Raw genomic sequence first — 26,245 nt, forward strand, 5'->3', positions numbered from 1 at the left:
CTCGACCATCGCGGATCGGACAGCGCGTTCTCGTCTTTTTTTGTAACTGCGGCGCAACCGCGCGTTCAAGCCTGGCCCTCGCGCGGCGCGATCGTCACCCAGTACGCGCTGCGATAGCGCACCTGCACCGGCAGGGTGGACGGCAACGCCGCCAGCACCGCGTCGGTGTCCTGCAACTGGAACGCGCCCGAAATCCGCAGCCCGGCCACCGCCGGGTCGCAGCGCAGGATGCCGGCGCGGTAGCGGCCCAGTTCGGCGGCGAAGGCATCCAGGCGCCAGGCGCTGGCGTGCAGCACGCCACGGGTCCAGTCGGCCGCATGCGGATCGGCGGGCTCGGCGTGCGGCGGCGCATCGCGGGCCAGCAGGGCCTGTTCGCCGGCCGCCAGCGCCACCACGGCGCCACCGCGGTGCAGGCTGACCTGCCCTTCCTGCACGCTGACGCGGCAGGCGTCGCCGTCCTGGCGCACGCAAAAGCGCGACGCCTGCGCCCGCACATCGCCCTGGCGCGTGCGCACCACGAAGGGCCGCGCGTGCGCACCGGTTTCGGCCACGGCATGCACGGCGATTTCGCCGGCGCGCAGCCGCACCAGCCGCAGGTCGGCATCGAACAGCACGTCGACCGCGCTGGCGGTGTTCAGGCGCAGCGACGAGCCATCGGCCAGCGCCAACTGGCGCTGTTCGCCGGTGGCGCTGCGATAGTCGGCCGTCCATTCGAACGGGCTGGCGCGCCAGGCGGCCCAGCCCACCGGCCCGGCCACGATCAGCGCAGCCAGCGCCTTCAGCGCGCGGCGGCGGTCGCCGGATTCGGGCCGGTTCAGCGTTGCCATGCCCAGCGCCGACGGAATCAGGCCAAAGCGCTGGTTGACCCGCTGCGCCCGCTGCCAGGCGTGTTCGTGTTCGGGCTTGCTGGCGCGCCATGCATCGCAGGCATGGATGTCGGCGTCGGTGGCGCGCTCGGAACTCAGGCGCAGCAGCCAGCGCGCGGCCTCGCGCGCCACGTTGCGTTCGACGGCGGGCAGTTCGCCCGCCAGGCCCCATTGCGCGCTCACATCACCGCCATGATGCATTGCTCGTATCCCTTGGCGATGTAGCGGTGCACCGACCGCAGCGACACATTCAGGCGGGCGGCGATCTCACCGTGGCCCAGCCCTTCCAGTTGCGCCATCAGGAACGCCTGGCGCGCCGGCCGCGGCAGGCCGGCCAGCATGTCATCGATTTCCTGCAGGGCTTCCAGGATCAGCAGGCGTTGTTCGGGCGACGGCGCCACGGCCTCCGGCAGTAGGGCCAGGGCTTCCAGATAGGCCTGCTCCAGCGAGCGGCGCCGGTGATGGTTCAACACCAGCCGCTTGGCGATGGTGGTCAGGTAGGCACGCGGTTCGCGCAGCGCCTCCAGTTCGTGGCGATGGCGCAGCACCCGCACGAACGTGTCCTGAACCAGGTCCGCGGCATCGAACGAATTGCCCAGCTTGGCCCGCAGCCAGTTGTGCAGCCAACCCTGGTGCGTGCGGTACAGCTGGTGGACGGCGTCGCCAGAGGCAAGCGCAAGGTTGGACACGGCGGACTCCCGAACATTCTTGATTACAAATCACAATCGTTCTCATTCTAAATGCAAAACCATGATGCCGGTCAAGCCGTCGTTGCGCGGGCCGTGCGGGGATATGATGGGGACAGATTCGACCGCGGCTTGCGCGGCGCCCCCTTTCCAGGCCCTTTCCCCATGCTCTACAGCGTTCTGAAACTCGTGCACTTGCTGGCCGTCATCCTGTGGGTGGGCGGCATGCTGTTCGCCCACTGTTTCCTGCGGCCGGCGGCCGCGCAGCTGGAACCGCCGCAACGGCTGCGCCTGATGGCCGCCGTGCTGGGGCCGTTCCTGAACGCCGTGCTGGCCGCGATCGTGCTGATCCTGGCGACCGGGGCCACGATGATCGGCCAGGAGGCCAGCCAGGCCACGCAGACGGGCGGCGCGTTCTTCATGCCGCGCAGCTGGACGCTGATGGCCGCCGGCGGGCTGGTGATGACGGCGATCTACGCCTATATCCGCGCCGTGCTCTACCCGCAGTTGCGCGCGGCCGTGGCGGCGTCGGACTGGCCGCGAGGCGGCCAGGCCATGGGCGGCATCCGCCGTTGGGTGGGCATCAACCTGGTGCTGGGGCTGCTGATCGTGGCGGCGGTCTTTCTGGCCTGAACCGCAGCCGCCGCGGCAGGGAAAATGCGGATGAATGTCGGACAAAGCCGCGGCTAAGCTATCGGACAAGCACGGTCGGCTATCGGATTTCTTCGGGTTGGTGCAATACGCTGTACATCCGGCGTGGCCACACTGGACCGGACTCTCGCGGGTCTTACGACATAAAAGGAAAACCGATGATCAAACGCGTCTTGCAACTGGCCGCCCTGGGCCTGTCCACCGCCACCTTCTCCGCCGCCTTTGCCGCGGCCCCCATCGACAACAGCGCGCTGGAACAACCCGGCTTTCGCGAACACAAGACCACCTACGGCCTGGTGTACCGCCTGCCCAAGGAAGTCAATGCCGTGCTGGACGCCAAGGTCTACAGCGCGCTGCGCCCCGACCTGGTGGCGCTGGGCCTGAAGGCCGAAGCCGAAACGCCCAACATCCCGCACGTGACGGTGGTGCACATCCACAACGCCGACCCGGCCACGCCGCAGCGCATGCTCAAGGCCCTGCCTAAGCCGCCGGCCCCGCTGGCCATCACGCTCAAGAACTTCTACCCGACCGAAGCCGCCAAGGGCGCGGGCCACCCGTGGTGGCTGGACCTGGGCGTGGTCAAGAGCGGCGCGGGCTATGAGGCCATGATGGCCTACAACACCACCGCCACCGCCGCCCTGGCGCCGCTGCGCGACGGCCCGCTGCCGCGTGTGACCGGCCCAGTCTACGCCAAGATGGCCGACGCCGGCCGCGACCTGGTCAAGACCCTGGGCGTGAGCGGCGTGAACGTGGTCAAGGACGGCAAGGAAGTGCGCGCCCACAACCCGCACAACACGCTGGTCTACAGCATGGCGCGGTACGACGAGCGCCTGGCCAGCGCCATGAAGCAGGAAGCGGACAAGTTCAACGCCGTGCTGCCCGATGGCATCGACACGACCTTCAAGGACGTGTCCATCGTTGAACTGGGCTTTGCCGGCAACGTCACGCGCGAGATCTACCGCATCAGCCTGGAAGACGGCACGGTGACCGACGTGGCCACCGGCAAGGCGGTCAGCCGCTAAGCCAGCCGCTCGCGCAGCACCTCGCGCACCTGCCCGCGCAGCCACGCCTGCAAGGGCGAGGTGTGCTGGCGCCGCGCCCACACCATCGCCAGTTCCATCTTGCGCAGCCGCGCCGGCATCTCCAGCATCGCCAGCGGAAAGTGGCGGCAGTGCACCCGCGCCACGCTGGCCGGCATGGTGGTGGCGTAATCGGTTTCCACCAGCACGTACGGCGCCACGCCAAAGCCCGACAGGTAGGCCGAAAACGCCATGCGGCCGGCCCCCGGTTTCAGCAAGCGGTCGAAGGTGGTTTCGCGGCCGTGCATCTGCTCGAAGGCAAACCACTTGATTGCGCCCAGGTCGGCCAGCGTCAAGGCACCCCGATCCGCCCAAGGGTGCCGCGCCGACAGCACGCAGACGCGGCGGTCGGTGTGCAGCGCGTCGCGGTGAAAGCGCGCCGGCACCTTGCCGAACAGGCCGATGGCGATGTGCAGGCGTTCGGCGTCCAGGTCGTCGGGCACGAAGTCGCCGTGCAGCGACTGAAAGCGCAGGGTCACGCCGGGCGCGGCGCGGTGCAGCCGTTCGATCAGCGGCGCGGCCAGCAGGATTTCGCTGTGCGCGCCGGTGCCGATATTGACCACGCCCTCGGCCCGCGCCGGGTCGAAGGCTTCCGGCGGACGCAAGGCCGTCTCAAGCTGCGCCAGCGCGTCGTGCACCGCTGCGTGCAGTTCCAGCGCCCGCTCGGTGGGAATGAAACGGCCCTTCACCACCACCAGCAACGGATCTTCCAGCCGCAGGCGCAGGCGCGCCAGGTCGCGGCTGATGGCCGGCTGCGTCTTGTGCAGCAGGGCCGAGCTGGCCGTGGCGCTGCGCGTGCGCATCAACACGTCGAAGGTCAGCAGCAGGTTCATGTCGAGCCTGCGCAGATAGGGCAAGGGAGCGGCGTCGGTCATGGCGCCATGCTATGCCGTAAATGAATGCCTTGAAAGGCCCATATCGATTTCGATATGAGGTGCTTGCGCCCCCGGCATTGGGCAAGCGGCGCGGCCTTGGCTACAGTCCGCCTCGGACCGGGCGTTTCGACCCGGCCGCCCCGCTACGGAGACACCATGGCCCCCCTCTCTTTCCGCCGCTTGCCGGCCCTGGCCCGCTGGGCCGGCAGCGCCGTGCTGGCGCTGGCCGCCGCCCTGCCGCTGGCTGCCCGCGCCGCCGACTTCCCCAGCCGCCCCATCACGCTGGTGGTGCCGTTTCCCGCCGGGGGCACGCCCGACATCCTGGCCCGCCTCATGGGCGACAGCATCGCCAGGCACCTGGGCCAGCCCCTGATCGTGGAAAACCGCGCCGGTGCCGGCGGCAACATCGGCGCCCAGGCCGTGGCCCGCGCCGCGCCCGACGGGCAGACGCTGCTGATGTGCGCCTTCGGCTGCACCGTGGCGCCGTCGCTGTACCAGCCGCCTCCCTACGACATCGTCAAGGACTTCGCGCCCGTCGCCATGATCGGCACCGTGCCCAGCGTCCTGGTGGTCAACCCCAAGGTGCCGGCCGACACGCTGCCCGCGCTGCTGGCCTACGCCCGCGCCAACCCAGGCAAGCTGAACTCGGCCTCGTCCGGCATCGGCGGCTCGGCCCACCTGGCCACCGAACTGCTCAAGCTGCGCGCCGGCATCGACCTGGCCCACATCCCCTACAAGGGCGCCGGCCAGGTCGCGGCCGACCTGCTGGGCGGACAGGTGGACATGTACTTCGACAACCTGCCCGCGTCGCTGGCCAACATCCGCGCCGGCAAGCTGCGCGCCCTGGCGGTGGCCAGCACTGCGCGCGCCCCGGCCATTCCGGACGTGCCGACCTTTGCCGAAGCCGGCGTGCCCGACTTCCTGATCACCCCCTGGTTCGGGGTGATGGCCCCGGCGGGCACGCCGGGGCCGGTGCTGGACACGCTGCACGATGCCTTCGACCAGGCGCTGAAGTCGCCCGAGGTGGCGGCCAGGATGCGTGAACTGGGCGTGGAAACGGCATCCGGCACTCGCGCCGACCTCGCCCGCTTCGTCGCCGCCGAAACGGTGAAATGGCAGGGCGTCATCCAGGCCAATCACATCAAGGCGGAATGATGGCGCAAGTCACCCCCGCCGCATCGGCCCTTGCCCCCATCCGCCTGCGCGACATGGGCGCCTTCCACGTCGGCGGCCACGACATCCTGCTAGCCGGCCTGCCGCGGCGCGAGCTGGTCATGGCCGAGGGCGGCCAACCCGTGCAGCTGGACCCCAACGGCACCTACCGGGTCGAGCAGATGTACGCCCAGTATTTCCTGGCCGAACCGGCCAGCGGCCGCCCGCCCCTGGCCTTCTGGCACGGCGGCGGCATGACCGGCGCCGCCTGGGAGACCACGCCCGACGGCCGCCAGGGCTGGCTGCACTATTTCCTGCGGCGCGGCTGGGACGCCTACCTGTGCGACGCGGTCGAACGCGGCCGCGCCGGCGCCGCGCCGCACGTCTGGCAGCAAGCGCCCGTGGTGCAGGCGCAGGAAGACTGCTACACCCGTTTTCGCATCGGCCGCCCGGGCACCCGGCCCGGCCCCGGCAGCGCCTATCCCGACACGCAATTCCCGCTGGAATCCTTCGGCCAGCTGGCCGCGCAGATGGTGCCGCGCTGGGTCCATACGGACGCGGCCATCCTGCGTGCCTATTTGGCCTTGCTGGACCGCATCGGCCCGGCCGCGGTGGTGTGCCATTCGCAGGCCGGCGTGTTCGGCATTCGCGCGGCGCACGCCCGCCCGGCGGGCGTGCGCGCGCTGGTGGCGCTGGAGCCGGCCAGCATTCCCGACCTGGGACCCGGCGCCGTCTACGACACGCCCACCCTGATCGTGATGGGCGACCACATGGACACCGACCCGCGTTGGCCCCGCATGCGCCAGCGCGCACGCGACTTCGCCGCCCGCCACCCCAGCGTCACGCTGCTGACGCTGCCGGACCTGGGCATTCGCGGCAATTCGCACATGCTGATGATGGACCGCAACAGCCTGGATATCGCCGAGCGGGTGCACGACTGGCTGATCGGGCAGACGGCGTAATGCCGATGCCTTGAACGGCGTACCGGACGGCAGGCCGGGCGCCGCGGCCACGCCGGGCGGCAATGCCCCGCGCGGCGCTTCCTGCCCCTGCCAATTCGTGGCAGCATGGCAACCGTCCCGCCTCCAGCCCCCCCTTGCCCCCATGTCCCGCGCCGAACGCCTCCTGGATCTGCTGCAGACCCTGCGCTGCCACCGCCTGCCCGTCAGCGGCCATCGCCTGGCGGGCGACCTGGGCATCAGCCTGCGCACGCTGTACCGCGACATCGCCACGCTGCAGGCCCAGGGCGCCGAGATCGAGGGCGAGCCCGGCGTGGGCTACGTGCTGCGCCCCGGCTTCATGCTGCCGCCGCTGATGTTCAGCACCGAGGAAATCGAAGCCCTGGTGCTGGGCACCCGCTGGGTCGCCGACCGCTCGGATCCACGCCTGGGGCAAGCGGCCGCCAACGCCCTGGCCAAGATCAGCGCGGTGCTGCCGCAGGAACTGCGCGACGAACTGGACGCCATTCCGCTGCTGGTCGGGCCCAGCGCCTGGGCGGTGGTCGACAAGGTCGACCTGTCGCTCATCCGCCAGGCGATCCGTGGCGAACAGAAGATCGCCATCACCTACCGCGACGACAAGGGTGCCGATTCCGAACGCGTGATCTGGCCCTTCGCCCTGGGGTTTTTCGACAGCGTGCGCATCGTCATGGCCTGGTGCGAACTGCGCCAGGACTACCGCCATTTCCGCACCGACCGCATCGCCACGCTGGAAACCGGGCAGCGCTACCCGCGCCGCCGCCACGCCCTGCTCAAGGAATGGCGCGCCCTCAATGCCGTCAAGCGCGAGGGCTGCTGAGCCGATGCGACATCGTCCCAATCACTACTGACAAAATCTGACAGCATACCTTTCTAAGATGAGCGCTCATTCACCCAGGAGCGCATCATGTCCGCCAAGAATTTCGTCATTTTCTACGTCGACAAGCCCTCGGCCAGCGCCGCGTTCTACAGTGCGCTGCTGAACCGCCCGCCCGTCGAAAGCTCGCCCACCTTTGCCCTGTTTGCGCTGGATTCCGGCCTGATGCTGGGCCTGTGGTCGCGCCACACCGTGGAACCGGCCGCGGCCGGACGCGGCGGCTGCACCGAGCTGGCCTTCACCGTGCCCGACGCCGACGCCCTCGATCAGCGCCACATCGACTGGAGCCTGCGCGGCCTGCCCATCCTGCAGGCGCCCACCGACATGGACTTCGGCCGCACCTTCGTGGCCCTGGATCCGGACGGCCATCGCCTGCGCGTGTTCGCCCCGGCCCCCGAACCCGCCCTGGCCGAGGCCGAGCTCATCACGATCCCGGCATTCCCAGGAGCCTGAACCACAGGTAGTCCAGCGGCACCAGCAGCACGAACGACACCAGCGCCGTCACCAGGCAGAGCGCCAAGCCGCTGCGCGCCGGCACCTGGCCCATGCCCATCGCCACCACGATGGGCGAGGCCTGGTACGGCATGATGACGGTCGCGTAGCCGGCCACCTGCGCCATCAGCACCGTCATCAACGGAAAGCCCGATGCCTGCGCCAGCGTCTCGGCCAGCGGCGTGTACAGGGCCGGCACCCCATTGGCCGTCACCACGAAATTCAGCGCGGCCGACAGGCCCACCAACGAAAAGAAGCTCTGCATCGGTGCGTCCGGCGACAACGGCAGCCACGCCAGCAACGCCCGCCCGATGATGCCGCCCAGGCCACTGTCGGCCACCATCGCAGCCAGGCCCAGAATGCCCGCCACGTAAATGGCGGTACGAAAATTCACCTCCTTGCCGAACTGCTCGCCGCTGACGAACCCCACCTTGGGCAAGAGGCACACGCAGGCGGACGCCAAGCCCACCCAGGCCGGCGACACGCCATGCCAGCCGTCCGTCACCCACCCCAGCAAGGTCAGCCCCAACAGGACGGCCAGGCGCCTTTCCGCCGCCGACAGCGGCCGGGCCGCAGGGGCTGGCGGCGCCGGCTGCGGCGTATCGCGAAACAACAATGCAATGCAGGCCACCAGCACCGCGCCCTTCAGCACGCCCAGCACCGGCGCATGCAGCCACAGGTACGGCAGATACCCCAATTGCAGGCCATAGCTGGTCTCGATGCTGCCTGCCATCACCAGGTTTGGCACGTTGGCGGGCAGGATCGAGGTCGATAGCTCGAACGTGCCAAAGCCCACCGCCAGCGCCAGCCCGATGCGGCCCCGGCGGCCCGGCGCCAGGCCGATCTGGTCGGCAAAGGCCAGCACGATCGGCATCAGCAAGGCGATGCGGCCCATGTTCGACGGCATGATGAAGGCCAACAGGTACGTCAACAGCACCACGCCCGCCACCACCATCGGATACGACCCCGACAGGCGCTGCGACAAGGCGCCCGCCAGGCGGTCGGCCAGCCCCGTGTTCTTCAGGGCCAGGCCCAGCACGTAACCGCTCAGCACCAGCCAGAACGCCGCCGACGCAAAACCCGAGAACACCACGTCGCGCGGCGCCACCGCCAGGATCGTCGCGGCGCTGAAGAACAGCAGCGCGGTCAGGTATTCCGGCAACCGCGAAAAGGCCCACAACGCAATCGTGATGGCGGTGAGCAGCGCGGGTAGAATCGGAAAATTGGAGGCGACAAGATGCATGGGCAACCTACGGCAGGAACACGAATCGGCGCAGTGTACGGACCCTGTCCCCCGCTGAAAATGCGCGATTCGCAGAGGCAGCCTCAACGCGCCGCGTAGGCTCTACCCATGCGCTTTGACCTCACCGACCTGGCGCTGTTCCTGCACGTGGTGCAGGCCGGCAGCATCACCCACGGCGCCGCCCGCGCCAATCTGGCGCTGGCCGCGGCCAGCGCCCGCATCCGCAATCTCGAAGCCTCGCTGGGCGCGCCGCTGCTCGAACGCCGCCGCCAGGGCGTCATCCCCACCCCGGCAGGCCTGAAGCTGGCCGCGCATGCCCGCATCATGCTGGCCCAGGCCGACCGCCTGCGCGACGACCTGGCCGGCTTTTCCGGTGAATTCGGCGGCTCGGTGCGCATGTTGTCCAATACCAACGCCCTGACCGCCTTCCTGCCCGAAGCGCTCTCCGGCTTTCTGGCGGCGCATCCGCGCATCAACGTCGAGCTGCAGGAAATGCTCAGCGACGAAATCGTCGAATGCATCGCCGACGGCTCGGCCGACATCGGCATCGTCGCCGGCACCGTCGATACCGGCGCGCTGGAAACCTACGCCTACCGCTCCGACCGCTTCGTGCTGCTCGTGCCCGCCGCGCACGCGCTGGCCGGCGTGGACGAAATCGCGTTTCGCGACGTGCTGGACGAAGACTTCATCGGGCTGGACCGCAGCAGCGCCTTGCAGCGTTTCCTGGCGCGCCAGGCCCTGGTGGCCGGCAAGCCCATCAAGCTGCGGGTGCAGCTGCGCAGCTTCGACGCCATGTGCCGGCTGGTCGAAGCCGGCGTCGGCGTGGGCATCGTGCCCGAGACCACCGCGCACAGCATGCGGCGGCTGCTCAAGGTGGTGCCGGTAGCGTTGTCCGACGCCTGGGCCTCGCGCGACCTGCTGGTGTGCGTGCAATCGCGCCAGGCGCTCAATGCCCGCGCCCGGCGCCTGCTCGATCACCTGCTGGCGGACACTGGCGCGGCGCCTTTCATGCCGTCGCTGGATGACGAGCCTTCATGAATACAGATCCGTCATGAATTGCGTGGCCTTCACGCCGGTTCCAGTCAGCAGCACCACGGTGCGCTCGGCCTGACTGACCGCGCCGCGCGCAGCCAGCAGGTCCAGCGCGGCCGCGGCCGTGGCGCTGGTGGGCTCGGCATACAGCCCCATGGCCGCCAGCTTGCGCACCGCGCCGATGATGTCGGCTTCCGGCACCGCCACGGTCTGGCCGCCGCTGGCGCGAATGGCCTGCAACACCTCGCGCAATCGCACCGGCCGCTTGATCGCCGTGCCTTCGGCCACCGTGGGCAGCACTTCGCGCGCCACGGGCGTATCGACGCCTGCCTGAAAACTGGCATCCACCGGCGAACAATGCAGCGGCTGCGCCACGAACAGGCGCGGCAGGCGGCGGATCTGGCCAGCGGCCAGCAGCTCGGCAAAGCCGATGGCGCAACCCAGCACATTGCTGCCCGCCCCCGCCGGGATCACGATGTTGTCCGGCGCCTCGAAACCGAAGTCTTCCCACATTTCGTAGGCGATCGACTTGGTGCCCTGCAGAAAGAACGGCTGCCAGTTGTGGCTGGCGTAGAAAATCTCGTCGGAAGCGCGGATCGCCTCGGTCTCGGCATTCTCACGCGGGCCTTCCACCAGCCGAACGTCGGCGCCAAACGCACGAATCTGCGCCACCTTGGCGCTGGACGTATAGGCCGGCGCGAAGATGGTGACGTCCATCTGCGCGGCCGCGCCGAAGGCGGCAATCGCCGCGCCGCCATTGCCCGAGCTGTCCTCGGCAATGGCTTGCACGCCAATCTGCCGCAGCCAGGACAGCATCACCGCCGCCCCCCGGTCCTTGAAGCTGCACGTGGGGTTGAACCATTCCAGCTTGAAATGCGGCCGCAGCCCGCCCCAGGCGCGTTCCACCATCGGCGTGCAGCCTTCCCCCAAGGACACCGGCTGCGCCACGTCGCGCGGCAACGCGGCGCGATAGCGCCACAGCGACCGCTGACCGCGGTCGATATCGTCGCGCGAGATGCCGGGCAGCGGCGAAATCATCAGCGGCGTCTGGGCATCGGAACACCAGCGCGCTTCATCCAGCGCATGGCGCGCACCGGTGACGGGGTCGAAATAATGGGGGTCGGACATGGCAATCACTGCAAAGGAGAATGGCGATGCACGCAGTCTAGGCCCGCATACCGGCCCCACGTTGCAATATCATGTTGCGATAAACGCAATGGAGAATCGCCATGGACCGTGGCGCGCTATGGGAATACCAGGTGTTCTGCGCCGTCGCCGAACGCCAGAGCTTCGTGCTGGCGGCGCGCGCGCTGGGCGCCTCGCCCAGCGCCGTGACCCGTGCGGTGCAGTCGCTGGAACGCCAGGTGGGCGTGCAGTTGCTGTTGCGCAGCAAGAGCAGCGTGGTACTGACGCCGCAGGGTGAAAGCTACTTCCAGTCGGCCCGCGACCTGCTGCGGCGGGAAGCGCAAGTGCGCGAGGCGCTGCGCGACACGCAATTGGGCGCGCAGGGCCGGCTGCGATTCTCGGCGCCGGACCTGCTGGGCGTGACCCTGCTGCCGGCCGTGCTGCGACGCTACGCCGCCGACTACCCCGGCGTCACCGTGGACATCACCTACACCGATAAATCAGTCGACCCCATCGCCGAAGGACTGGACTTCGCCATCCGCGGCGGCTTTCCGGCCTCCAGCGAACTGTTGGGCGCGCGGCTCTGGCCCTACGCGCGGCTGCTGTGCGCCAGCCCCGATTACGTCGCCCGCATGGGCTTGCCGCGCGAACCCGAAGAACTGGCGCGCCACCGCCTCATCATGCACACCGGTCCCCGCGTGCTGAAGGACTGGCACCTGCGCCGCGACAAGCGCATCGTGCGTATGCGTGCCGAACCCGCGGTGCGCGTCAGCACCGGCAGCGGCCTGATGGCGCTGGCGCTGCAAGGCGTGGGCATCGCGCGGCTGGCGGACTGGGCCGCCGCGCCCGAGATCGCCCGCGGCACCCTGGTGCAGGTCTGCCCCGGCTACACCGCGACCTCGGCGCAAGGCGCGTCGCCGCAGATGCATGCCGTGTACGCGTCGCGCACCCTGCCGGCGCGAGCCCGCGCCATGCTGGCCGCCCTCCGCGCGTGCGCCGAAGACCTTCAGGCCCCGAAACAACAAGGCCGGTCGATGCCGCCAGGAAACCCCGCGCGGCGCCGACCGGCCTGAAGACTACGAAACCCTGTCAGGGGCGCTGTTCGCGCGCCTTCAGCACCACCGATTCCGCCGACTTCCTGAACAGCAGGTGATACAGCGCGGCCAGCGCCAGCAGGAACGGCACGCCGAACACCAGCGTCATCTTGAACACGCCCGTGAAATAGGTGGTCAGCAGAATCGCCAGCATCGCACCGGCCCCCAGCAGCGTCAGCACCGGAAAGCCCGGCATCCGGAACGACAGCGCCGCACCGCCTTCACGCGCCCAGCGGCGGCGGAAGAAATAGTGCGTGACGAAAATCATCATCCAGGTGAACAGCGCGCCGAACATCGAGATCGCCATCATCAGCGTGAACGAGCTTTCGGGGTACAGCACGTTCAGCACCGTTGCGATGGCAATGCCGCTGGTGGACAGCAGCAGCGCATTCAGCGGCGTGCCGCTGCGCGTCAGCTTGCCCATCGCCGCGGGCGCGTGGCCGGCCCGCGACAGGCTGAACATCATGCGGGTGGTGATGTACAGCTGGCTATTCATGGCCGACAGCGCCGCCACCAGCACGATGAAGTTGATGACGCCGGCCGCGTACGGCACGTTCACCGCCTGCATCACCGTCACGAACGGGCTGCCGCCCTTGCCGGCCTGGTCCCACGGCACGATGGCCAGGATCAGCGCCAGCGTCAGCAGGTAGAAGATCACCAGGCGCACGATGGTGGCCCGAAAGGCCTTTTTCACCGCGCGCTCGGGGTCTTCGGCTTCACCCGCCGCCACCGCGATCATCTCCACGCTCAGGTAGCTGAAAATGGAAATGACCACCGCGATCCACATGCCCCACACACCGTTGGGAAAGAAGCCGCCGTGCGCGGTGTACTGCGCCGTGCCGTACTGCGGATTGCCCCAGACCACATACGCGCCCAGGATGATGAACGCCACGATGGCGCTGATCTTGATGGTCGAGAACCAGTATTCGATCGTGCCGAAGGCCTTCACGCTCATGGCATTGATGAAGATCAGCGCCGCCGAGAACAGGCACACCCACTGCCACCCCGGCACCCCGGGGAACCAGTACTTCATGTACTCGGCCACCGCCGTCACTTCCGTGCCCACCGCCAGCACCACGCAGGACCAATACGCATAGCGCACCAGAAAGCCCGCCAGCGGCCCGATGTAGTGCTCGGCATAGGCGCCGAACGAGCCCGACGTCGAATGCGCCACCGTCATCTCGGCCAGGCACCCCATCAGCAGCAACGTGATGAGCCCGCCAATCGCATAGCTGATGATCACGCTGGGCCCGGCAAAGCCGATCGCGAACTTGCTCCCCAGGAACAGGCCCGTCCCGATGGCCCCCCCGATCGCGATCATGCTCATCTGGCCCGACGTCAGGCGCCGCTTGAGCCCCTGTTCCCGTTCGGTGATTTTCCCGAACCCTTGTTGTTGTCCCATGTCTCCTCCGGTACTGCATTCTCTTGATGGATGCGTTGATGGCCGGTCTTGCGCGCGGCGTATCAGGTCACGGCAGAACGCTGCTTGAATTCGGGCTTGTCCCAGGCGCGGCTATCCAGCACGTCCTTCAGGATCTCGACCGCGTCCCACACGTCGGCGTAGCCGAAATACAGCGGCGTCAGGCCAAAGCGCAGCACTTCGGGTTCGCGGTAGTCGCCGATCAGGCCGCGTGCAATCAGCGCCTGCATCACCTCGTAGCCATTGGGATGGCGCAGGCTGACGTGGCTGCCGCGATCGGCGTGGTTGCGCGGCGTCACCAGCGTCAGCGGATGGCCGGCGCAGCGTTCCTCGACCAGCGCGATGAACAGGTCGCCCAGCGCCAGCGACTTCTTGCGCACCTCGGCCATGTCCGCCTCGCGCGCCACGTCCAGGCCGCACTCCACCATGGCCAGCGACACGATCGGCTGCGTACCGCACAGATAGCGGCGGATGCCGCCCGCGGGCTCGTAGGCGACCGTCATGTCGAACGGCCGCTGGTGGCCCCACCAGCCGGACAGCGGCTGCCAGAAGTCTTGAATATGGCGCGGCGCCACCCAGATGAAGGCCGGCGCGCCGGGGCCGCCGTTCAGGTACTTGTACGTGCAGCCCACGGCGTAGTCGGCGCCCGAGCCGTTCAGGTCCACCGGCACCGCGCCGGCCGCGTGAGCCAGGTCCCAGATGACCAGCGCGCCGCGCTCGTGCGCGGTACGGGTGACGGCGGCCATATCGTGCATCTGGCCGCTGCGGTAGTTCACGTGCGACAGCAGCACCACCGCCACGGAATCGTCCAGCGCCTTGTCCAGCGGCAGTTCGTCGTCGATCAGGCGCATTTCGTAGCCCTGCTGCAGCAGGTCGATCATGCCCTGGATCATGTACAGGTCGGTCGGGAAGTTGTCGCGTTCCGACAGGATCACGCGGCGCTTGGGCTGCTGCTTCTGCTGGATGCGCAGGCTGGCGGCCAGGGCCTTGAAGATGTTCAGCGAGGTGGTGTCGGTGATCACCAGTTCGCCCTCGCGGGCGCCCAGCAGACCGGCCAGCTTGTCGCCCAGGCGGGACGGCAGCTCGAACCAGCCGGCCGTGTTCCAGCTGCGGATCAGGCCCGTGCCCCATTCCTGGGTGATGACCTGGGCAGCGCGGGCGGCGGCGGCGCGGGGCATCACGCCCAGCGAATTGCCATCCATATAGAGCACGCCGGGCGGCAGATCGAAGCGCGCCTTGAGCGGCGCAAGGGGGTCTTGGCGGTCTGCGGCAACGCAGGCTTCGCGGGTATGCATTCAAAGCTCCTTCGGGCATTATGCTGCGAACATACTAGCAGCGCCGACGAGCCGAATAGTTGCAAAATCAGGCGTGGCTTACCCTAGGATTTCGCATTAAATTGCGTTCTGGGCCACTTTTTAGAATTGGATTGCACCGTGCAACTAGACGCCATCGACCAGCGCATTCTGTACCGCCTGCAAGAGAACAGCCAGCTCAGCAACCAGGACCTGGCCGAGCAGGTTGCCCTGTCGCCATCGGCCTGCCTGCGCCGGGTGCGCGCCCTGGAAGAAGGCGGCTTCATCCGCGGCTACCGCGCCGTACTGGACGCCGACAAACTGGGGTTCGAACTGGAAGCCATCGTCCACGTATCGCTGGACCAGTCGCGCGCCGGCTGGCACGAGCAATTCCTGGCGGGCATCGCCCTGTATGACGAAATCACCGAAGCCAGCATCGTCACCGGCGCGTCCAACTACATCCTGACGGTGCGCACCCGCAACCTGGCCGCGTTCTCGCAGTTCGTCGAAGAAAAACTCAGCAAGATCGCCGGCGTGCGGGACCTGTGCTCGCACCTGGTCATGCGCAAGGTGAAGAATCGGGGCGGCATGCTGCCGCTGGCGGCCTGGCGCTAGGCAATGCCCGCGCTACGAATACCGCAGAAAGCCAAACACCGTGACGAAGTGGCAGGCCGAGCCGCCCATGACGAACAGGTGCCAGATGCCGTGGGCATGGCGCCAGCGCTTGTCGTGCGCGTAGAACACCGTGCCCACCGTATACAGCGCCGCCCCGGCCAGCAGCCAGGCCAGTCCGGCCGACGACAGCGCGCTGGCAATCGGCGCGGCACATATCACGCCCAGCCACCCCATGGCCAGGTACAGCGGCAAGGCGGGCGCGGCGCCGCGCGCCCACCAGAGTTCACGGCCGATGCCGTACAGGGCCAGCAGCCAGATCGCCACGGCCATCACCGCACCCCAGCCCAATTCCAGCGGCGCGAAAGCCAGGGGCGTGTAGGTGCCCGCGATCAATAGATAGATGGTGCAGTGGTCTGCCTTGGCCCACAGCGCTTTGCGGCGCCCGCGAGTGCAGTGATACAGCACCGACGAGGCATAGACGGCAATCATGGACACGGCGAACACCGCGCACGCCACGATCTGGCGCGACTGCACGTTCAATTCGGCCGCGCGGACGATCAACGCCCCCGACGCGGCCACGGCCAGCGCCAGGCCCGCCAGGTGCGTGGCGCCGTTGAAGCGTTCCCCTTCGTACATGCCGTCCCCTCCCCGTGCGCAGGCTTAGCGCCGACGCTTTCCATCATGCCGAAGCCATGTGACAAACCGGGGTCAGCAAGATGGGACAACGAGGGAACAGCAACTGGCGTTCCTGCCGGACGGCACGCCAGTGATGCCGGCAAGCACGTCGGTCAGGCGATGAAATCGACCGCGGCGGGATACCCTTCCAGCGCCCGCGCCGCGAGGATGGCCCGCTGCACCGCGATGGCCATCGCTTCGGCCGCCATCACGCCCAGCAGCATCGGGTTGCCGGGCTTGCCCGACGCACCCGTGCCCAGGGCAAACACCGTGTCGCCGTCCAGCATCGTGTGGATGGGGTTGATGGTGCGGGCCAGGCCGTCGTGCGCCATCTGCGCCATTTTCTGGGCCTGCGCCTTGGTCAGCCTGGCGTCGGTGGCAACCAGGCCGATGGTGGTGGCGGCGCCCTCGCGCATCGAGGTGGGCAGGTCGCCCACCAGGATGGCCGCGCGGGTGTCCAGCAGGTGCTTGCCGTCGGCCGTGCGGGCGCCGGCCAGGATACGGCCGGTGGCCGGGTCCAGCACGTCGCCCACCGCGTTGACGGCCACGATGGCGCCCACCGTCACGCCGGCCACGGTCAGCGAGGCGCTGCCCAGGCCGCCCTTCATGGCGCGCTTGGCCCCGTACAGCTTGCCCACGGTGGCCCCGGCGCCGGCGCCCACATTGCCCTCTTGCGGCGGCTTGGCCGTGGCCGACTTGCAGGCCTGGTAGCCGGCCGCGGCATCGGGCCGTATCGACGCGTCGCCCACCCCCAGGTCGAACAGGATGGCCGCGGGCACGATGGGCACGTGCGCCACGCCGACGTCAAAGCCGATCTTGCGTTCTTCCAGGTAGCGCATGACGCCGGTGGCCGCTTCCAGGCCGAAGGCGCTGCCGCCTGCCAGCATCACGGCGTGCACTTTTTCCACCATGTTGACCGGGTTGAGCAGGTCGGTTTCACGGGTGCCGGGCGCCGCGCCGCGTACGTCCACCCCGCCGACGGCGCCTGCCTCGGCAATGATGACCGTGCAGCCGGTCGGGCGGCGGGTGTCGGTGAAATGCCCCACCTTCAGCCCGGCCACGTCGGTGATGCTGCCCCCGCCCGGCATGCGCCGCAAACCGCCCCCGCCGTGCGCCGGCGCCACCCCGGCCATCGCTGCGGCGCCCGCCGCGGCCATCATGAAAGCCCGCCTGTTCCACTGTTGTTGCACGCCTGTCTCCGTCTGTGTCATGCCCAGGAAAAAACCCCGTGCCGCTCGGCCCGGGGCGCGATCCAACCATATGACTTGCCGCTATATTTTTACTATTCCTTATGCTTTGTGGAAAAATAGGCCCGTTGTTAGAGTGCGGCTACGCCGGAGGGCATTGCAAGTGCCACATGCTCTCCACAGTGATATCCCATCCGTGGAGCATTGCCATGAAACTCTTGCGCTCGTTGTTCATCGCCGGCCTCGTCCAGGTCGCCGCCCTGTCCGCCGCCCACGCCCAGTCGGGGCTGGACCAGATCAAATCCGCCGGCGTGTTCAAGATCGGCACCGAAGGTACCTACGCCCCCTTCACTTTCCACGACGCATCCGGGCAGCTTACCGGTTTTGACGTCGACATCGGCCGCGCCATCGCCCAGCGCCTGGGCGTGAAGGCCGAATTCGTCGAAGGCAAATGGGACGGCCTGATCGCCGGGCTCGACGCCAAGCGCTACGACGCCGTGATCAACCAGGTCGGCATCACCGACGCGCGCCGCACCAAATACGATTTTTCGGATCCGTACATCTCGTCGGCCGCCGTGCTGATCGTGCGCGACGACAACACCACCATCAAGTCCTTCGCCGACCTGAAGGGCAAGAAGTCCGCCAACACGCTGACCAGCAACTTCGGCAAGCTGGCGCAAAGCCATGGCGCCGACGTGGTGGCGGTGCAGGGTTTCAACGAAGCCATCGACCTGTTGACGTCGGGCCGCGTCGAAGCCACGGTCAACGACAACCTGTCGTTCCTGGACTTCAAGAAGCAAAAGCCCAACGCCAAGGTCAAGATCGCCGCCACCGACAAGGCCGCCGAATTCAGCAATTCGGGCGTGCTGCTGCGCAAGAACAACCCTGAGCTGGTCGCCGCCATCAACAAGGCGCTGGCCGACATCAAGGCCGACGGCACCTACAAGACCATCTCGGTCAAGTACTTCGGCACGGACCTGTCCGCGCAGCAGTAAGCGGCCCGCGCCATGACGCTACCCTCGTGGCTGCAGGCCGTCCTGCCCGATTGGATCCTGGCGCAGGTGGCCGGCTGGACGGTGCCGGCCTGGGTGCAGTTGATGGCCGACTCGTTCTGGCCGTTGCTGCACGCCGGGCTGGTGTTCACCGTGCCGCTGACGCTGATGTCGTTCGCGCTGGGGCTGGCCTTGGCCTTCGTGGTGGCGCTGATCCGGCTGTTCGGCCCGGCGCCGCTGGTGGCGCTGGTGCGCTTTTATGTCTGGCTCATCCGCGGCACGCCGCTGCTGGTGCAGCTGTTCGTGATCTTCTACGGCCTGCCCAGCGTGGGCGTGGTACTTGACCCGCTGCCGGCCGCGCTGATCGGCTTCACGCTGAACGTCGGCGCCTACAACTCGGAAGTCATCCGCGGCGCCATCGAATCCATTTCGAAAGGCCAGTGGGAAGCCGCCTATTCCCTGAGCATGACGCGCGGCCAGGCGCTGCGCCGCACGGTGCTGCCGCAGGCGGCCCGCGTGGCCGTGCCGCCGCTGTCGAACTCATTCATTGCGCTGGTCAAGGACACCTCGCTGGCCGCCGTGCTGACGGTGCCCGAGATCTTCCAGGCGGCGCAGCGCATCGCCGCCGTCACCTACGAGCCGCTGATCCTGTACACCGAGGCCGCGCTGATCTACCTGGTGTTCAGTTCGGTGCTGTCCGCCGCCCAGGTTCGCCTGGAACGGCGCTTCGGCCAGCATGCCGTGTTTAGCGAGAACAAGCGATGATCCGCCTGGACAAGATCGAAAAATCCTTTGGCGGCAACCCCGTGCTCAAGCAGGTGGACGTGACCATCGCCGAAGGCAGCGTCACCGCCCTGATCGGCCCGTCCGGCAGCGGCAAGAGTACGTTGCTGCGCTGCGTCAACCTGCTGGAAGTGCCCGATCGCGGCCTGCTGGAAATCGGCCCCGAACAGGTCGAATTCGAACCCGGCCTGAAGCTGTCCCGCGACCAGGTCCAGCGGGTGCGCAAGCAGACCGGCATGGTGTTCCAGAATTTCCAGCTGTTCCCGCACCAGACCGTGATCGGCAACGTCATGGAAGGCCTGGTGACCGTGCAGAAATGGCCGGCCGACCGCGCCCGCGAGCGCGCCGAGGAACTGCTCAAGAAGGTCGGCATGCTGGAAAAGGCCGACGCCTGGCCCGCCAACCTGTCCGGCGGCCAGCAGCAGCGCGTGGCCATCGCCCGCGCCCTGGCGCCCGCTCCCCGCGTGCTGCTGTGCGATGAGCCGACGTCGGCGCTGGACCCGGGCCTGGCGGCCGAAGTGGTGGACGTGCTGCGCCAGCTGGCCAACGAAGGCATGACCATGCTCATGGCCACGCATGACCTGCGCCTGGCCGCCAGCGTCTCGCGCGAAGTGGTATTCCTGCTGGACGGCACCGTGATCGAAGCCGGCCCCTCTCGCGACCTCTTCACCCACCCCGCCGACCCGCGCACCGCCGCCTTCATCTCGACCTTGACGCAGGACGCGGGGCATCCCGGGTAGATACACCCGATGAGCACGCGTGCCAAGGCCCCCCCGCCCAGAACGTACGCTTGCTCGCTAAAACAGCCGCCCGGCCGCCCGGCCGCCCGAAGGCCGGGCCGCCCCCTCGGGGGGCAGCAAGCACGCACAGCGTGCGCAGCGTGGGGGCCCCTCCTTCAGCGTGGGGGCCCCTCCCTCAGCGTGGGGGCCCCTCCTTCAGCGTGGGGGCCCCTCCCTCAGCGTGGGGGCCTCTCCTTCAGCGTGGGGGCCCCTCCCTCAGCGTGGGGGCTTTTATCTGCTCGGCAGGGATCCCGCAGGGTCGACGGCCTGCCCGTCGTAGCGCAACTCGAAATACAGCCCGACCTGCTTGCTGTCGCTGTTGCCCATTTCCGCGATCTTCTGGCCCTGGCTGACGCGTTGGCCTTCCTTGACCAGCAGCTTGCTGTTGTGGGCGTAGATGCTCAGGAAGCTGGCGCTGTGCTTGACGATCACCAGGTGGCCGTAGCCACGCAGGCCGCTGCCGGAATAGGCCACGGTGCCCGCGGCGGCCGCCACGACGGGCGTGCCGCTGCTGTTGGAAATGACGATGCCGTTCGAGCCCGACCCGTCGTAGCCGCGCGTGACCTTGCCCTGCGCCGGCCAGACCAGCGAGATCGCCCCGGGCGGCGCGGTTCGCCGCTTGCCCATGGCGGGCGCCGACGACTTGGTGCCTTGCGATGCCTTGCCGCGCGACTTGGTGGGCGGGGACGAACTGGCCTGGCCCGCCGGCGGCTGGACCCGCAGCATCTGCCCGACCTCGATCGAATTGGAATTGGACAGGTTGTTCCAGCGCACCAGGTTCGATACGCTGGTGCCTTGCTTGCGCGCGATCTGCGTCAGGGTATCGCCCGACTGGACTCGGTAATAGCCCGGCTGGACCTTGGTCGTGCCGCAGGCCGCCAGCAAGGCCAGCAGCGCGGCCAGCAACGCCCACCGGAACCATCGGGCGGCACGAACAGGGAAAGTCGCCGATACGCGCCCCGGCGCGGCGGCAAAAAGGGAAGCGGGCAGGGTCTGGGCGGGCAAGGAGAGCACTGAATCCTGAAGCGAATGGGGAACGACTGCGTCCAAGGGTACCAAGATTTTCGGGCGCAAGTATGCCCCGATGGCTTTGGCAGACCGCCCCGACCCGTGTATAACCCGCTCATTGCCACGAGCTGCGGCTCGTCATGGAACACCGCGTCTGCAAGGAGCCACATGGGAACCCAAGCGCCCCGAAGAAACCCGTTTTGCCTGCTATGGGCGATCCCGTACCTGCTGTGCGGCCTGTTTTCACGCCTGCTCAACGACCCGGTCAGCCATGCCGTGTTCGTCTGGCTGCCGCCCGGGGTGGCGGTGGGCGCCTATCTGTTGACGCAGCGCCGCAACTGGCCGCTGCTGCTGGCCGCGTTCTTTTTTGCGCAGATCGTGATCACCAGCTTCACGCGCGGCCAGCCCGCCACGGCACTGGTGTTCGCCATTACCGCCAGCCTGTCCAGCATCACCGCGGCCTGGACCATCCAGCGCCTGACGCCGCGCGATGGCGGGGTGGGCACGGTGGCCGCGTTGCTGGCCGGCGCGGTGGTGGGCGCCGCCTTGTCGGCCCTGCTCAACGGCAGCTGGCTGTGGATGACCCAGGAAGCCCACGCCTGGGTCCGGCTGCGCACCTGGGTCGCGGCCTACCTGGGCGGCATCCTGATCCTGGCGCCGGCCGTCACCGGCTGGGCGCATTTCCGGCCGCGCCGTTCCGGCGGTCCGCGCATGCGCGACCTGGTGCTGGGCGCCGTCGCCTACCTGGCCCTGATCGTCTCGACCTTCCTGACCTTCGACGGCGACATGATCAAGAACCTGCCGTATGTGGTGACCTTCGAGCTGACCTACCTGCCGCTGGTGTTCGCGGTGCTGACCGCGCTGGTGTGGGGGCCGCTGGGCGGCACCCTGGCCGTCATCACGCTGACCCTGATGGCGCTGTACCAGAGCGCGCAGGGCGAAGGGCCCTTCGTCGAGGCCAACGACCACTGGCACGTGCTGCTGGCCACCCAGGTGTACCTGGTCGTCACCGCGCTGCTGATCCTGCTGGTCAATACGCTGCGCGGCGCCCGCGCCCAGGAACTCGAAAACGCTGAGCAATGGCGCGGCCGCTTCGACCTGGCGCTGGCCGGCAGCCACCAGCTGATGTACCGCTACAACCCCTTTGACGGCTCGTTCGAACTGGCCGGCGACCTGCACGACGCCTTCGGCCTGCCCGCCGGCGCGATCGCCAACCTGGACGCGCTGCTGGCCCTGGCCCACCCCGACGATCGCGCCCGCCTGACGCTGCACTGGGCCGCCCGACGCGCCGGCGGCCTGGACCGCACGCCGCTGCTGTTCCGCCTGGCGCATGCCGGCGGCGGCTGGCGCGTGGTGAGCGACCGTGGATCACCCTTGCAGGATTTCGACGGCAGCGTCGCCGTGGTGGCGGGCATGTGGCGTCTGGGCGAAGTCGAGCAGGCAGATGTCCAATAGCACAGGAGCCCTGCTCATCCACGGCTTGGGCGGCACCCAGTACGACCTGGGATCGCTGCACAAGATACTGAAGCGCGCCGGCATCGAGACGCACTCGTTGACGCTGCCCGGCCATGGCACCACGCCCGAGGACCTGCTGCCCGTGCGCGCCGAAGACTGGCTGGACGCCGTGACCGCCAAGTACCGCGAGGTGGCCGGGCGCTACGAGACCGTGCACGTGGTCGGCATGTGCCTGGGCGCCCTGCTGGCCGTCGAGCTGTGCAAGCGCGTGCAGCACCGCAAGGGCAAGCTGGTCAGCCTGGCCGCGCCCGTCTTCATCGACGGCTGGAGCACGCCCTGGTATCGCGACCTGCGCAAGCTGGTCTACCGCATCCCGGGCCTGGCCGCGCGCATGCGCGTCGAAGAAGAAGAGCCCTACGGCATCAAGAACGAACTGGTGCGGTCCATCGTCAAGGCCAAGTTCGAACGCGGCGAGAACTTCCACTACCGCTGGGTGCCGCTGGCCTGCGTGCGCGAGGTCGACCGGCTGCGGCGCTTCGTGCAGCGCGGGCTGAACGCCATCACCTGCCCCAGCCTGATCATCCATGCCCACGAAGACGAGCTGACCTCGGTACGGTCGGCCCACTACCTGAACGACGCCATTCCCGACAGCCGCCTGGTGCTGCTGGACAACAGCTACCACATGATCTGCGTGGACAACGACCGCGACCGCGTCGCCGCCGACATCCTGCAGTTCATGGACAAGCGCCCCGAGGCCGCCGCCCGCCCCGGCCGCGCCGCCGCGATGACCGCCGAAGACACCGAGCGCCTGCTGCAGGCGTATCGCGATGCGCTGCTGTCGGGCCAATTCGAAGCGCTGTTCCCGCTGCTCGCCGAAGACATCGCCTGGCACGAAGAAGGCGACAGTCCGCTCGCGGGCGTCTACCAGGGCCGCGGCGGCCTGGTGGACCTGTTCTCGCGGGTCATGGATTATTCGCGCAACACCTTCACGGTCGACAGCGTTGGCCAACCCGAACTGGCCGGGCGTTCGATCGCGGTGCCGCTGACCTTCCAGGTGCAGGACGGCCCCGCCGTGTTCCGCGGCGCCTCGACCCACACGCTGCGCCTGCGCAACCAGCAGATCGCCAAGGTCACCTCGACGGCGGCAGACCCGGCCGCCGAAGATGCGCTGTGGCGCCGGCTGGCCGTGGCCAGCGGGCTGGAGCCCGAAGGCGATGCGATGGACCGCGCCACGCTGGACATCCCCGCCGACGCGCTGGCCGATGCCTTCGAAGCCGCCGTGCTCGAACTGCGCGCCCTGCCGCAGGCCCCCTCGACCGGCGTCGCGCTGCGGCTGCACGCCTACGAGCAACAGGCCCGCCACGGCGATGCGCCGCCCCAGGCCGACGCCAACGCGACCCCGCGCGAGCAGATCGAACACGCCTCATGGCGCCTGCTGACCGGCCTGCCGCCGGACCAGGCGCAACGCCGCTACATTGCCCTGATCCGGCGGCTGGACACCGATGACTGACACCGCGCCCGGCCCGTGCACTGCGACACTGCGCCGCACGCTTGCCCTGCGCGGCAGTCCGGGCGCTTGCCCTAAAATCCCGCCATGCCTGCCTTGATCCGCCTTCTGCATGCCTGCGGCGCCGTGCGCGTCCGGGGCGTGCTGTGGCTGGTGTTCCTGGCCGTGCTGCTGCGCGCCGTGGTGCCGGCGGGCTACATGCCCGATGCCCGCGCGCTGCACGACGGCCGGCTGGAAGTCACCTTCTGCTCGGCCGCGGGCGACCTGTCCACCTTCAAGATCGCGCTGTCGGCCGATGGCAAGACCGCCGACGGCACGGGTGACCACCGTAGCGCCGAGACGGGCGCCCAATGTCCCTTCGGGCTGCTGGCCCACGTCACGCCTGCCCCCACGCCCTACGTGGCGCCGCTGGCGCTGGCCGCCGGCCGCCCTGCGCCCCCGCCGGCCTGTCCCCCCCATGCGTTGCCCGTGCAGCCGGCCCAAGGGCCGCCGCTGGGTTCACGCGCCCCGCCCTTCGTCGCCTGACTCCGCCCCTTGCGCGCGGCCTGCGCCGCGCCTGTCGCGAACCGTCTTTCGACGAGGTTTTCATGCATTCCCTGCTTACGCGCGCGCCCCTGGGCGGCGCGCCCACGCCCGACCGCCGCCGGCGCCTGCTGCTGTCCACCCTGGCCCTGCTGCCGCTGGCCGGCTGCGGCCCGGATGCCCCCAAGCTCAACGGCATGGACCTGTCCAGCATGCCCACGGGCGACTTCCAGCTGCAGGACACTGACGGCCGGCAACGCCAGCTGGCCGACTACCGCGGCCAGACCGTGATGCTGTTCTTCGGCTTCACCCAGTGCCCGGACATCTGCCCCACCGCCCTGACCCGGGCGCTGGAGATCAAGAGCCTGCTCGGCCCCGAGGCCGCCAGGAAGCTGCGCATCCTGTTCATCACCGTGGACCCCGAACGCGACACGCCGGAAATCCTGCGCGCCTACATGCAGGCGTTCGACCCGGCATTCGTCGGCCTGCGCGGCGACGCCGAACAGACCCGCGCCGCGGCCCAGTCGTTCAAGGTGTTCTACCAGAAGGTGCCCACCGGTTCGTCCTACACCATGGACCACACGGCGCTGACCTACATCATCGACGCCCAGGGCAAGCTGCGCCTGGCCCTGCGCCACCAGCAAAGCGCCGAGCAGTGCGCCGACGACCTGCGCACGGTGCTGTAAGCGCCGCGCCCCTCTGAACAAGGAACTTCCCATGAAAAAGACCGCTTTCGCTACCCTGGCCGCCGCCTTCACCCTGAGCGCGCTGACGCTGAACCCCGCCCCCGTCCTGGCCCAGGACGCCCCGCTCAAGGTGGAAGACGCCTGGGTCCGCGCCACGGTGCCCAACCAGCACGCCACGGGCGTCTTCATGCGCCTGACCGCTACCGCCCCCACGCGCCTGGTCGCCGTCGAGTCCGCCGCCGCCAAGCACACCGAAGTACACGAAATGGCCATGCAGAACGACGTCATGAAGATGCGCCAGGTCTCCGCCATCGACCTGCCCGCCGGCCAGCCGGTGGAGCTCAAGCCGGGCGGCTACCACGTCATGCTGATCGACCTGGCCAAGCAGATTTCCGTGGGCGATCCGGTGGCGCTGACGCTGGTGCTGCAGGACGCTGCCGGCAAGCAGCAACGCGTGCCGGTGACGGCCGTGGCACGCCCGCTGTCGGCGGCCGCGCCGGCGGCGGCCGGGCACGGCCACTGAAACAGGGGTCCATGCCGCTGCAAGCGGATTGACACCTGTATTTCAAGCTTGAAATAGCTGTTTGGGCGGTTCCGGGCGTTTTCTGCAACGCCCGCCATCGCATCCGGTCGAACTGAAAAAGCCGGCGTGCGCCGCGTCCGCGACGCCGCCGGCAGGCATCCCCCGCATCACAGGAAATCGTCCTCCGGCGGTATCGAGGACGACGGCTCGGCCGCTACCCGTGGCCGATGGCTTTGATTGCTAGGAGCGTTTCATGAAGACCCTGACAGCCACTTTGTTGCTCTGCGCCGGCCTGACCGCCGCCGCCACCACCGTGCAAGCCCAGCAAGTCCCCTCCCCCCTGCCCGCCGCGACCTACAAGCGCGACGCCTTCGGCGACTGGCGCGTGAGCTACCCGGCCCCCTCGGCCAAGACATCGTCCCAGGTCAGCGCCGAACTGGCCCGGGCCAAGCAGGACGGCCAATACACCTTCGGCCAGGAAGACTACCCGCCCGCCGCCGCCACCAGCGGCGCCATGGAAAGCCGCGCCCAGGTCGAACAGGAACTGCAGACGGCCGAGATGCAAGGGCAGATGGCGTCCGACCAGGAAAGCTATCCGCCCACCCCGATGGCCCATAGCGGCACGTCCGCCCTCCAGTAGTGCCGCGCGCCG

28 protein-coding genes are annotated in these 26,245 nt (G+C 68.7%); 18 read left to right on the top strand and 10 right to left on the bottom strand.

Annotated elements, in window-relative coordinates; all coding sequences use genetic code 11:
- Nucleotides 1–65 precede the first annotated feature (65 nt).
- Both ACUDP5_RS23735 and ACUDP5_RS23740 read right to left on the bottom strand, forming a co-directional pair.
- On the bottom strand, nt 66–1,067 hold the full coding sequence (locus ACUDP5_RS23735) for a FecR domain-containing protein (RefSeq protein ID WP_445657345.1): 1,002 nt from the start codon (nt 1,065–1,067) through the stop codon (nt 66–68).
- Nucleotides 1,046–1,555, bottom strand: coding sequence for a sigma-70 family RNA polymerase sigma factor (locus ACUDP5_RS23740; RefSeq protein WP_263910229.1), 510 nt, complete (start codon nt 1,553–1,555; stop codon nt 1,046–1,048). Before ACUDP5_RS23740 ends, ACUDP5_RS23735 begins: the two co-directional genes overlap by 22 nt.
- Nucleotides 1,556–1,717: 162 nt before the next feature.
- Here ACUDP5_RS23740 and ACUDP5_RS23745 point away from each other — a divergent pair, with 162 nt between their 5' ends.
- Together ACUDP5_RS23745 and ACUDP5_RS23750 are read left to right on the top strand one after the other, a co-directional pair.
- Nucleotides 1,718–2,185, top strand: a complete 468-nt coding sequence (locus ACUDP5_RS23745) for a CopD family protein (protein ID WP_263910228.1) — start codon at nt 1,718–1,720, stop codon at nt 2,183–2,185.
- Between the two features lie 176 nt (nt 2,186–2,361).
- Nucleotides 2,362–3,225 (top strand): hypothetical protein, encoded by an 864-nt coding sequence (locus ACUDP5_RS23750; protein ID WP_263910227.1) that lies wholly within the window; start codon nt 2,362–2,364, stop codon nt 3,223–3,225.
- On the opposite strand, the gene ACUDP5_RS23755 is transcribed toward ACUDP5_RS23750, so the two are convergent.
- Nucleotides 3,222–4,157, bottom strand: coding sequence for a LysR substrate-binding domain-containing protein (locus ACUDP5_RS23755; protein ID WP_263910225.1), 936 nt, complete (start codon nt 4,155–4,157; stop codon nt 3,222–3,224). The genes ACUDP5_RS23750 and ACUDP5_RS23755 overlap by 4 nt on opposite strands.
- 156 nt (nt 4,158–4,313) lie before the next feature.
- On the opposite strand from ACUDP5_RS23755, the gene ACUDP5_RS23760 reads away from it, so the two are divergent.
- The 4 genes from ACUDP5_RS23760 to ACUDP5_RS23775 all read left to right on the top strand — a co-directional run bounded on the left by ACUDP5_RS23760 (nt 4,314) and on the right by ACUDP5_RS23775 (nt 7,616).
- Entirely contained in the window at nt 4,314–5,312 is a 999-nt protein-coding gene (locus ACUDP5_RS23760) for a tripartite tricarboxylate transporter substrate binding protein (RefSeq protein WP_445657346.1), read from the top strand.
- Nucleotides 5,309–6,271 carry a hypothetical protein gene (locus ACUDP5_RS23765; RefSeq protein WP_445657347.1) on the top strand — a complete coding sequence of 321 codons (963 nt, stop codon included), beginning with the start codon at nt 5,309–5,311 and terminating at the stop codon, nt 6,269–6,271. Before ACUDP5_RS23760 ends, ACUDP5_RS23765 begins: the two co-directional genes overlap by 4 nt.
- Before the next feature lie 142 nt (nt 6,272–6,413).
- A complete protein-coding gene (locus ACUDP5_RS23770; protein WP_263910221.1) occupies nt 6,414–7,106 on the top strand; it encodes a YafY family transcriptional regulator in 693 nt (230 codons plus the stop codon).
- 87 nt (nt 7,107–7,193) lie between these two features.
- Nucleotides 7,194–7,616: a VOC family protein gene (locus tag ACUDP5_RS23775; RefSeq protein ID WP_263910220.1), complete on the top strand. Its 423-nt coding sequence runs from the start codon at nt 7,194–7,196 to the stop codon at nt 7,614–7,616.
- Here the strand turns inward: ACUDP5_RS23775 and ACUDP5_RS23780 are convergent.
- Nucleotides 7,588–8,898, bottom strand: a complete 1,311-nt coding sequence (locus tag ACUDP5_RS23780) for an SLC13 family permease (RefSeq protein WP_445657348.1) — start codon at nt 8,896–8,898, stop codon at nt 7,588–7,590. The genes ACUDP5_RS23775 and ACUDP5_RS23780 overlap by 29 nt on opposite strands.
- 108 nt (nt 8,899–9,006) lie before the next feature.
- On the opposite strand from ACUDP5_RS23780, the gene ACUDP5_RS23785 reads away from it, so the two are divergent.
- Entirely contained in the window at nt 9,007–9,936 is a 930-nt protein-coding gene (locus ACUDP5_RS23785; protein WP_263910218.1) for a LysR substrate-binding domain-containing protein, read from the top strand.
- Here ACUDP5_RS23785 and ACUDP5_RS23790 read toward each other — a convergent pair.
- The gene (locus ACUDP5_RS23790) at nt 9,931–11,058 is read right to left on the bottom strand and encodes a threonine synthase (RefSeq protein WP_445657349.1); all 1,128 of its coding nucleotides are present in this window, start codon (nt 11,056–11,058) and stop codon (nt 9,931–9,933) included. The two genes, ACUDP5_RS23785 and ACUDP5_RS23790, sit on opposite strands and share 6 nt — an antisense overlap.
- 101 nt (nt 11,059–11,159) lie before the next feature.
- On the opposite strand from ACUDP5_RS23790, the gene ACUDP5_RS23795 reads away from it, so the two are divergent.
- Nucleotides 11,160–12,128, top strand: a complete 969-nt coding sequence (locus ACUDP5_RS23795) for a LysR family transcriptional regulator (RefSeq protein WP_445657350.1) — start codon at nt 11,160–11,162, stop codon at nt 12,126–12,128.
- A 16-nt stretch (nt 12,129–12,144) separates the two neighbouring features.
- Here the strand turns inward: ACUDP5_RS23795 and ACUDP5_RS23800 are convergent, their stop codons facing one another.
- Both ACUDP5_RS23800 and kynU read right to left on the bottom strand, forming a co-directional pair.
- Complete coding sequence (locus ACUDP5_RS23800) at nt 12,145–13,551, bottom strand: amino acid permease (RefSeq protein ID WP_263910212.1); 1,407 nt, start codon at nt 13,549–13,551, stop codon at nt 12,145–12,147.
- 62 nt (nt 13,552–13,613) lie between these two features.
- Entirely contained in the window at nt 13,614–14,864 is a 1,251-nt protein-coding gene (gene kynU, locus ACUDP5_RS23805; RefSeq protein ID WP_263910210.1) for a kynureninase, read from the bottom strand.
- A 138-nt stretch (nt 14,865–15,002) separates the two neighbouring features.
- Here kynU and ACUDP5_RS23810 point away from each other — a divergent pair, with 138 nt between their 5' ends.
- On the top strand, nt 15,003–15,476 hold the full coding sequence (locus tag ACUDP5_RS23810; protein ID WP_445657351.1) for an Lrp/AsnC family transcriptional regulator: 474 nt from the start codon (nt 15,003–15,005) through the stop codon (nt 15,474–15,476).
- 12 nt (nt 15,477–15,488) lie between these two features.
- On the opposite strand, the gene trhA is transcribed toward ACUDP5_RS23810, so the two are convergent.
- Both trhA and ACUDP5_RS23820 read right to left on the bottom strand, forming a co-directional pair.
- Complete coding sequence (gene trhA / locus ACUDP5_RS23815) at nt 15,489–16,112, bottom strand: PAQR family membrane homeostasis protein TrhA (protein ID WP_263910201.1); 624 nt, start codon at nt 16,110–16,112, stop codon at nt 15,489–15,491.
- A gap of 152 nt (nt 16,113–16,264) precedes the next feature.
- Nucleotides 16,265–17,311: a P1 family peptidase gene (locus tag ACUDP5_RS23820; RefSeq protein ID WP_445657352.1), complete on the bottom strand. Its 1,047-nt coding sequence runs from the start codon at nt 17,309–17,311 to the stop codon at nt 16,265–16,267.
- Nucleotides 17,312–17,547: 236 nt separating this feature from the next.
- On the opposite strand from ACUDP5_RS23820, the gene ACUDP5_RS23825 reads away from it, so the two are divergent.
- The 3 genes from ACUDP5_RS23825 (at nt 17,548) to ACUDP5_RS23835 (ending at nt 19,853) form a co-directional block, all read left to right on the top strand.
- Nucleotides 17,548–18,333, top strand: a complete 786-nt coding sequence (locus tag ACUDP5_RS23825) for an amino acid ABC transporter substrate-binding protein (RefSeq protein ID WP_445657353.1) — start codon at nt 17,548–17,550, stop codon at nt 18,331–18,333.
- Nucleotides 18,334–18,414: 81 nt separating this feature from the next.
- Nucleotides 18,415–19,095, top strand: coding sequence for an amino acid ABC transporter permease (locus ACUDP5_RS23830; protein WP_263910255.1), 681 nt, complete (start codon nt 18,415–18,417; stop codon nt 19,093–19,095).
- Nucleotides 19,092–19,853, top strand: a complete 762-nt coding sequence (locus ACUDP5_RS23835; RefSeq protein ID WP_263910197.1) for an amino acid ABC transporter ATP-binding protein — start codon at nt 19,092–19,094, stop codon at nt 19,851–19,853. Before ACUDP5_RS23830 ends, ACUDP5_RS23835 begins: the two co-directional genes overlap by 4 nt.
- Nucleotides 19,854–20,123: 270 nt before the next feature.
- Here the strand turns inward: ACUDP5_RS23835 and ACUDP5_RS23840 are convergent, their stop codons facing one another.
- Nucleotides 20,124–20,897: a peptidoglycan DD-metalloendopeptidase family protein gene (locus ACUDP5_RS23840; protein ID WP_263910195.1), complete on the bottom strand. Its 774-nt coding sequence runs from the start codon at nt 20,895–20,897 to the stop codon at nt 20,124–20,126.
- Nucleotides 20,898–21,068: 171 nt separating this feature from the next.
- On the opposite strand from ACUDP5_RS23840, the gene ACUDP5_RS23845 reads away from it, so the two are divergent.
- The 6 genes from ACUDP5_RS23845 to ACUDP5_RS23870 all read left to right on the top strand — a co-directional run bounded on the left by ACUDP5_RS23845 (nt 21,069) and on the right by ACUDP5_RS23870 (nt 26,233).
- Nucleotides 21,069–22,355, top strand: a complete 1,287-nt coding sequence (locus tag ACUDP5_RS23845) for an MASE1 domain-containing protein (RefSeq protein ID WP_263910193.1) — start codon at nt 21,069–21,071, stop codon at nt 22,353–22,355.
- Nucleotides 22,345–23,865, top strand: coding sequence for an acyl-CoA-binding protein (locus ACUDP5_RS23850; protein WP_445657354.1), 1,521 nt, complete (start codon nt 22,345–22,347; stop codon nt 23,863–23,865). The genes ACUDP5_RS23845 and ACUDP5_RS23850 overlap by 11 nt, the downstream gene beginning before the upstream one ends.
- Nucleotides 23,866–23,949: 84 nt before the next feature.
- Nucleotides 23,950–24,387 (top strand): DUF2946 family protein, encoded by a 438-nt coding sequence (locus ACUDP5_RS23855; RefSeq protein WP_445657355.1) that lies wholly within the window; start codon nt 23,950–23,952, stop codon nt 24,385–24,387.
- A 62-nt stretch (nt 24,388–24,449) separates the two neighbouring features.
- Entirely contained in the window at nt 24,450–25,070 is a 621-nt protein-coding gene (locus ACUDP5_RS23860; RefSeq protein WP_445657356.1) for an SCO family protein, read from the top strand.
- Nucleotides 25,071–25,101: 31 nt separating this feature from the next.
- A complete protein-coding gene (locus ACUDP5_RS23865; protein ID WP_445657357.1) occupies nt 25,102–25,593 on the top strand; it encodes a copper chaperone PCu(A)C in 492 nt (163 codons plus the stop codon).
- 253 nt (nt 25,594–25,846) lie between these two features.
- The gene (locus ACUDP5_RS23870; protein WP_445657358.1) at nt 25,847–26,233 is read left to right on the top strand and encodes a DUF4148 domain-containing protein; all 387 of its coding nucleotides are present in this window, start codon (nt 25,847–25,849) and stop codon (nt 26,231–26,233) included.
- Nucleotides 26,234–26,245 lie beyond the last annotated feature (12 nt).

Source organism: Achromobacter sp. NCFB-sbj8-Ac1-l (assembly GCF_052695805.1).

Coding starts and splice junctions, on each gene's coding strand:
- ACUDP5_RS23735 (WP_445657345.1), bottom strand. CDS start 1,067: ATGCATCATGGCGGTGATGTGAGCGCGCAATGGGGCCTGGCGGGCGAA.
- ACUDP5_RS23745 (WP_263910228.1), top strand. CDS start 1,718: ATGCTCTACAGCGTTCTGAAACTCGTGCACTTGCTGGCCGTCATCCTG.
- ACUDP5_RS23750 (WP_263910227.1), top strand. CDS start 2,362: ATGATCAAACGCGTCTTGCAACTGGCCGCCCTGGGCCTGTCCACCGCC.
- ACUDP5_RS23755 (WP_263910225.1), bottom strand. CDS start 4,157: ATGACCGACGCCGCTCCCTTGCCCTATCTGCGCAGGCTCGACATGAAC.
- ACUDP5_RS23760 (WP_445657346.1), top strand. CDS start 4,314: ATGGCCCCCCTCTCTTTCCGCCGCTTGCCGGCCCTGGCCCGCTGGGCC.
- ACUDP5_RS23765 (WP_445657347.1), top strand. CDS start 5,309: ATGATGGCGCAAGTCACCCCCGCCGCATCGGCCCTTGCCCCCATCCGC.
- ACUDP5_RS23770 (WP_263910221.1), top strand. CDS start 6,414: ATGTCCCGCGCCGAACGCCTCCTGGATCTGCTGCAGACCCTGCGCTGC.
- ACUDP5_RS23775 (WP_263910220.1), top strand. CDS start 7,194: ATGTCCGCCAAGAATTTCGTCATTTTCTACGTCGACAAGCCCTCGGCC.
- ACUDP5_RS23780 (WP_445657348.1), bottom strand. CDS start 8,898: ATGCATCTTGTCGCCTCCAATTTTCCGATTCTACCCGCGCTGCTCACC.
- ACUDP5_RS23785 (WP_263910218.1), top strand. CDS start 9,007: ATGCGCTTTGACCTCACCGACCTGGCGCTGTTCCTGCACGTGGTGCAG.
- ACUDP5_RS23790 (WP_445657349.1), bottom strand. CDS start 11,058: ATGTCCGACCCCCATTATTTCGACCCCGTCACCGGTGCGCGCCATGCG.
- ACUDP5_RS23795 (WP_445657350.1), top strand. CDS start 11,160: ATGGACCGTGGCGCGCTATGGGAATACCAGGTGTTCTGCGCCGTCGCC.
- ACUDP5_RS23800 (WP_263910212.1), bottom strand. CDS start 13,551: ATGGGACAACAACAAGGGTTCGGGAAAATCACCGAACGGGAACAGGGG.
- kynU (WP_263910210.1), bottom strand. CDS start 14,864: ATGCATACCCGCGAAGCCTGCGTTGCCGCAGACCGCCAAGACCCCCTT.
- trhA (WP_263910201.1), bottom strand. CDS start 16,112: ATGTACGAAGGGGAACGCTTCAACGGCGCCACGCACCTGGCGGGCCTG.
- ACUDP5_RS23820 (WP_445657352.1), bottom strand. CDS start 17,311: ATGATGGCCGCGGCGGGCGCCGCAGCGATGGCCGGGGTGGCGCCGGCG.
- ACUDP5_RS23825 (WP_445657353.1), top strand. CDS start 17,548: ATGAAACTCTTGCGCTCGTTGTTCATCGCCGGCCTCGTCCAGGTCGCC.
- ACUDP5_RS23835 (WP_263910197.1), top strand. CDS start 19,092: ATGATCCGCCTGGACAAGATCGAAAAATCCTTTGGCGGCAACCCCGTG.
- ACUDP5_RS23845 (WP_263910193.1), top strand. CDS start 21,069: ATGGGAACCCAAGCGCCCCGAAGAAACCCGTTTTGCCTGCTATGGGCG.
- ACUDP5_RS23850 (WP_445657354.1), top strand. CDS start 22,345: ATGTCCAATAGCACAGGAGCCCTGCTCATCCACGGCTTGGGCGGCACC.
- ACUDP5_RS23855 (WP_445657355.1), top strand. CDS start 23,950: ATGCCTGCCTTGATCCGCCTTCTGCATGCCTGCGGCGCCGTGCGCGTC.
- ACUDP5_RS23860 (WP_445657356.1), top strand. CDS start 24,450: ATGCATTCCCTGCTTACGCGCGCGCCCCTGGGCGGCGCGCCCACGCCC.
- ACUDP5_RS23865 (WP_445657357.1), top strand. CDS start 25,102: ATGAAAAAGACCGCTTTCGCTACCCTGGCCGCCGCCTTCACCCTGAGC.
- ACUDP5_RS23870 (WP_445657358.1), top strand. CDS start 25,847: ATGAAGACCCTGACAGCCACTTTGTTGCTCTGCGCCGGCCTGACCGCC.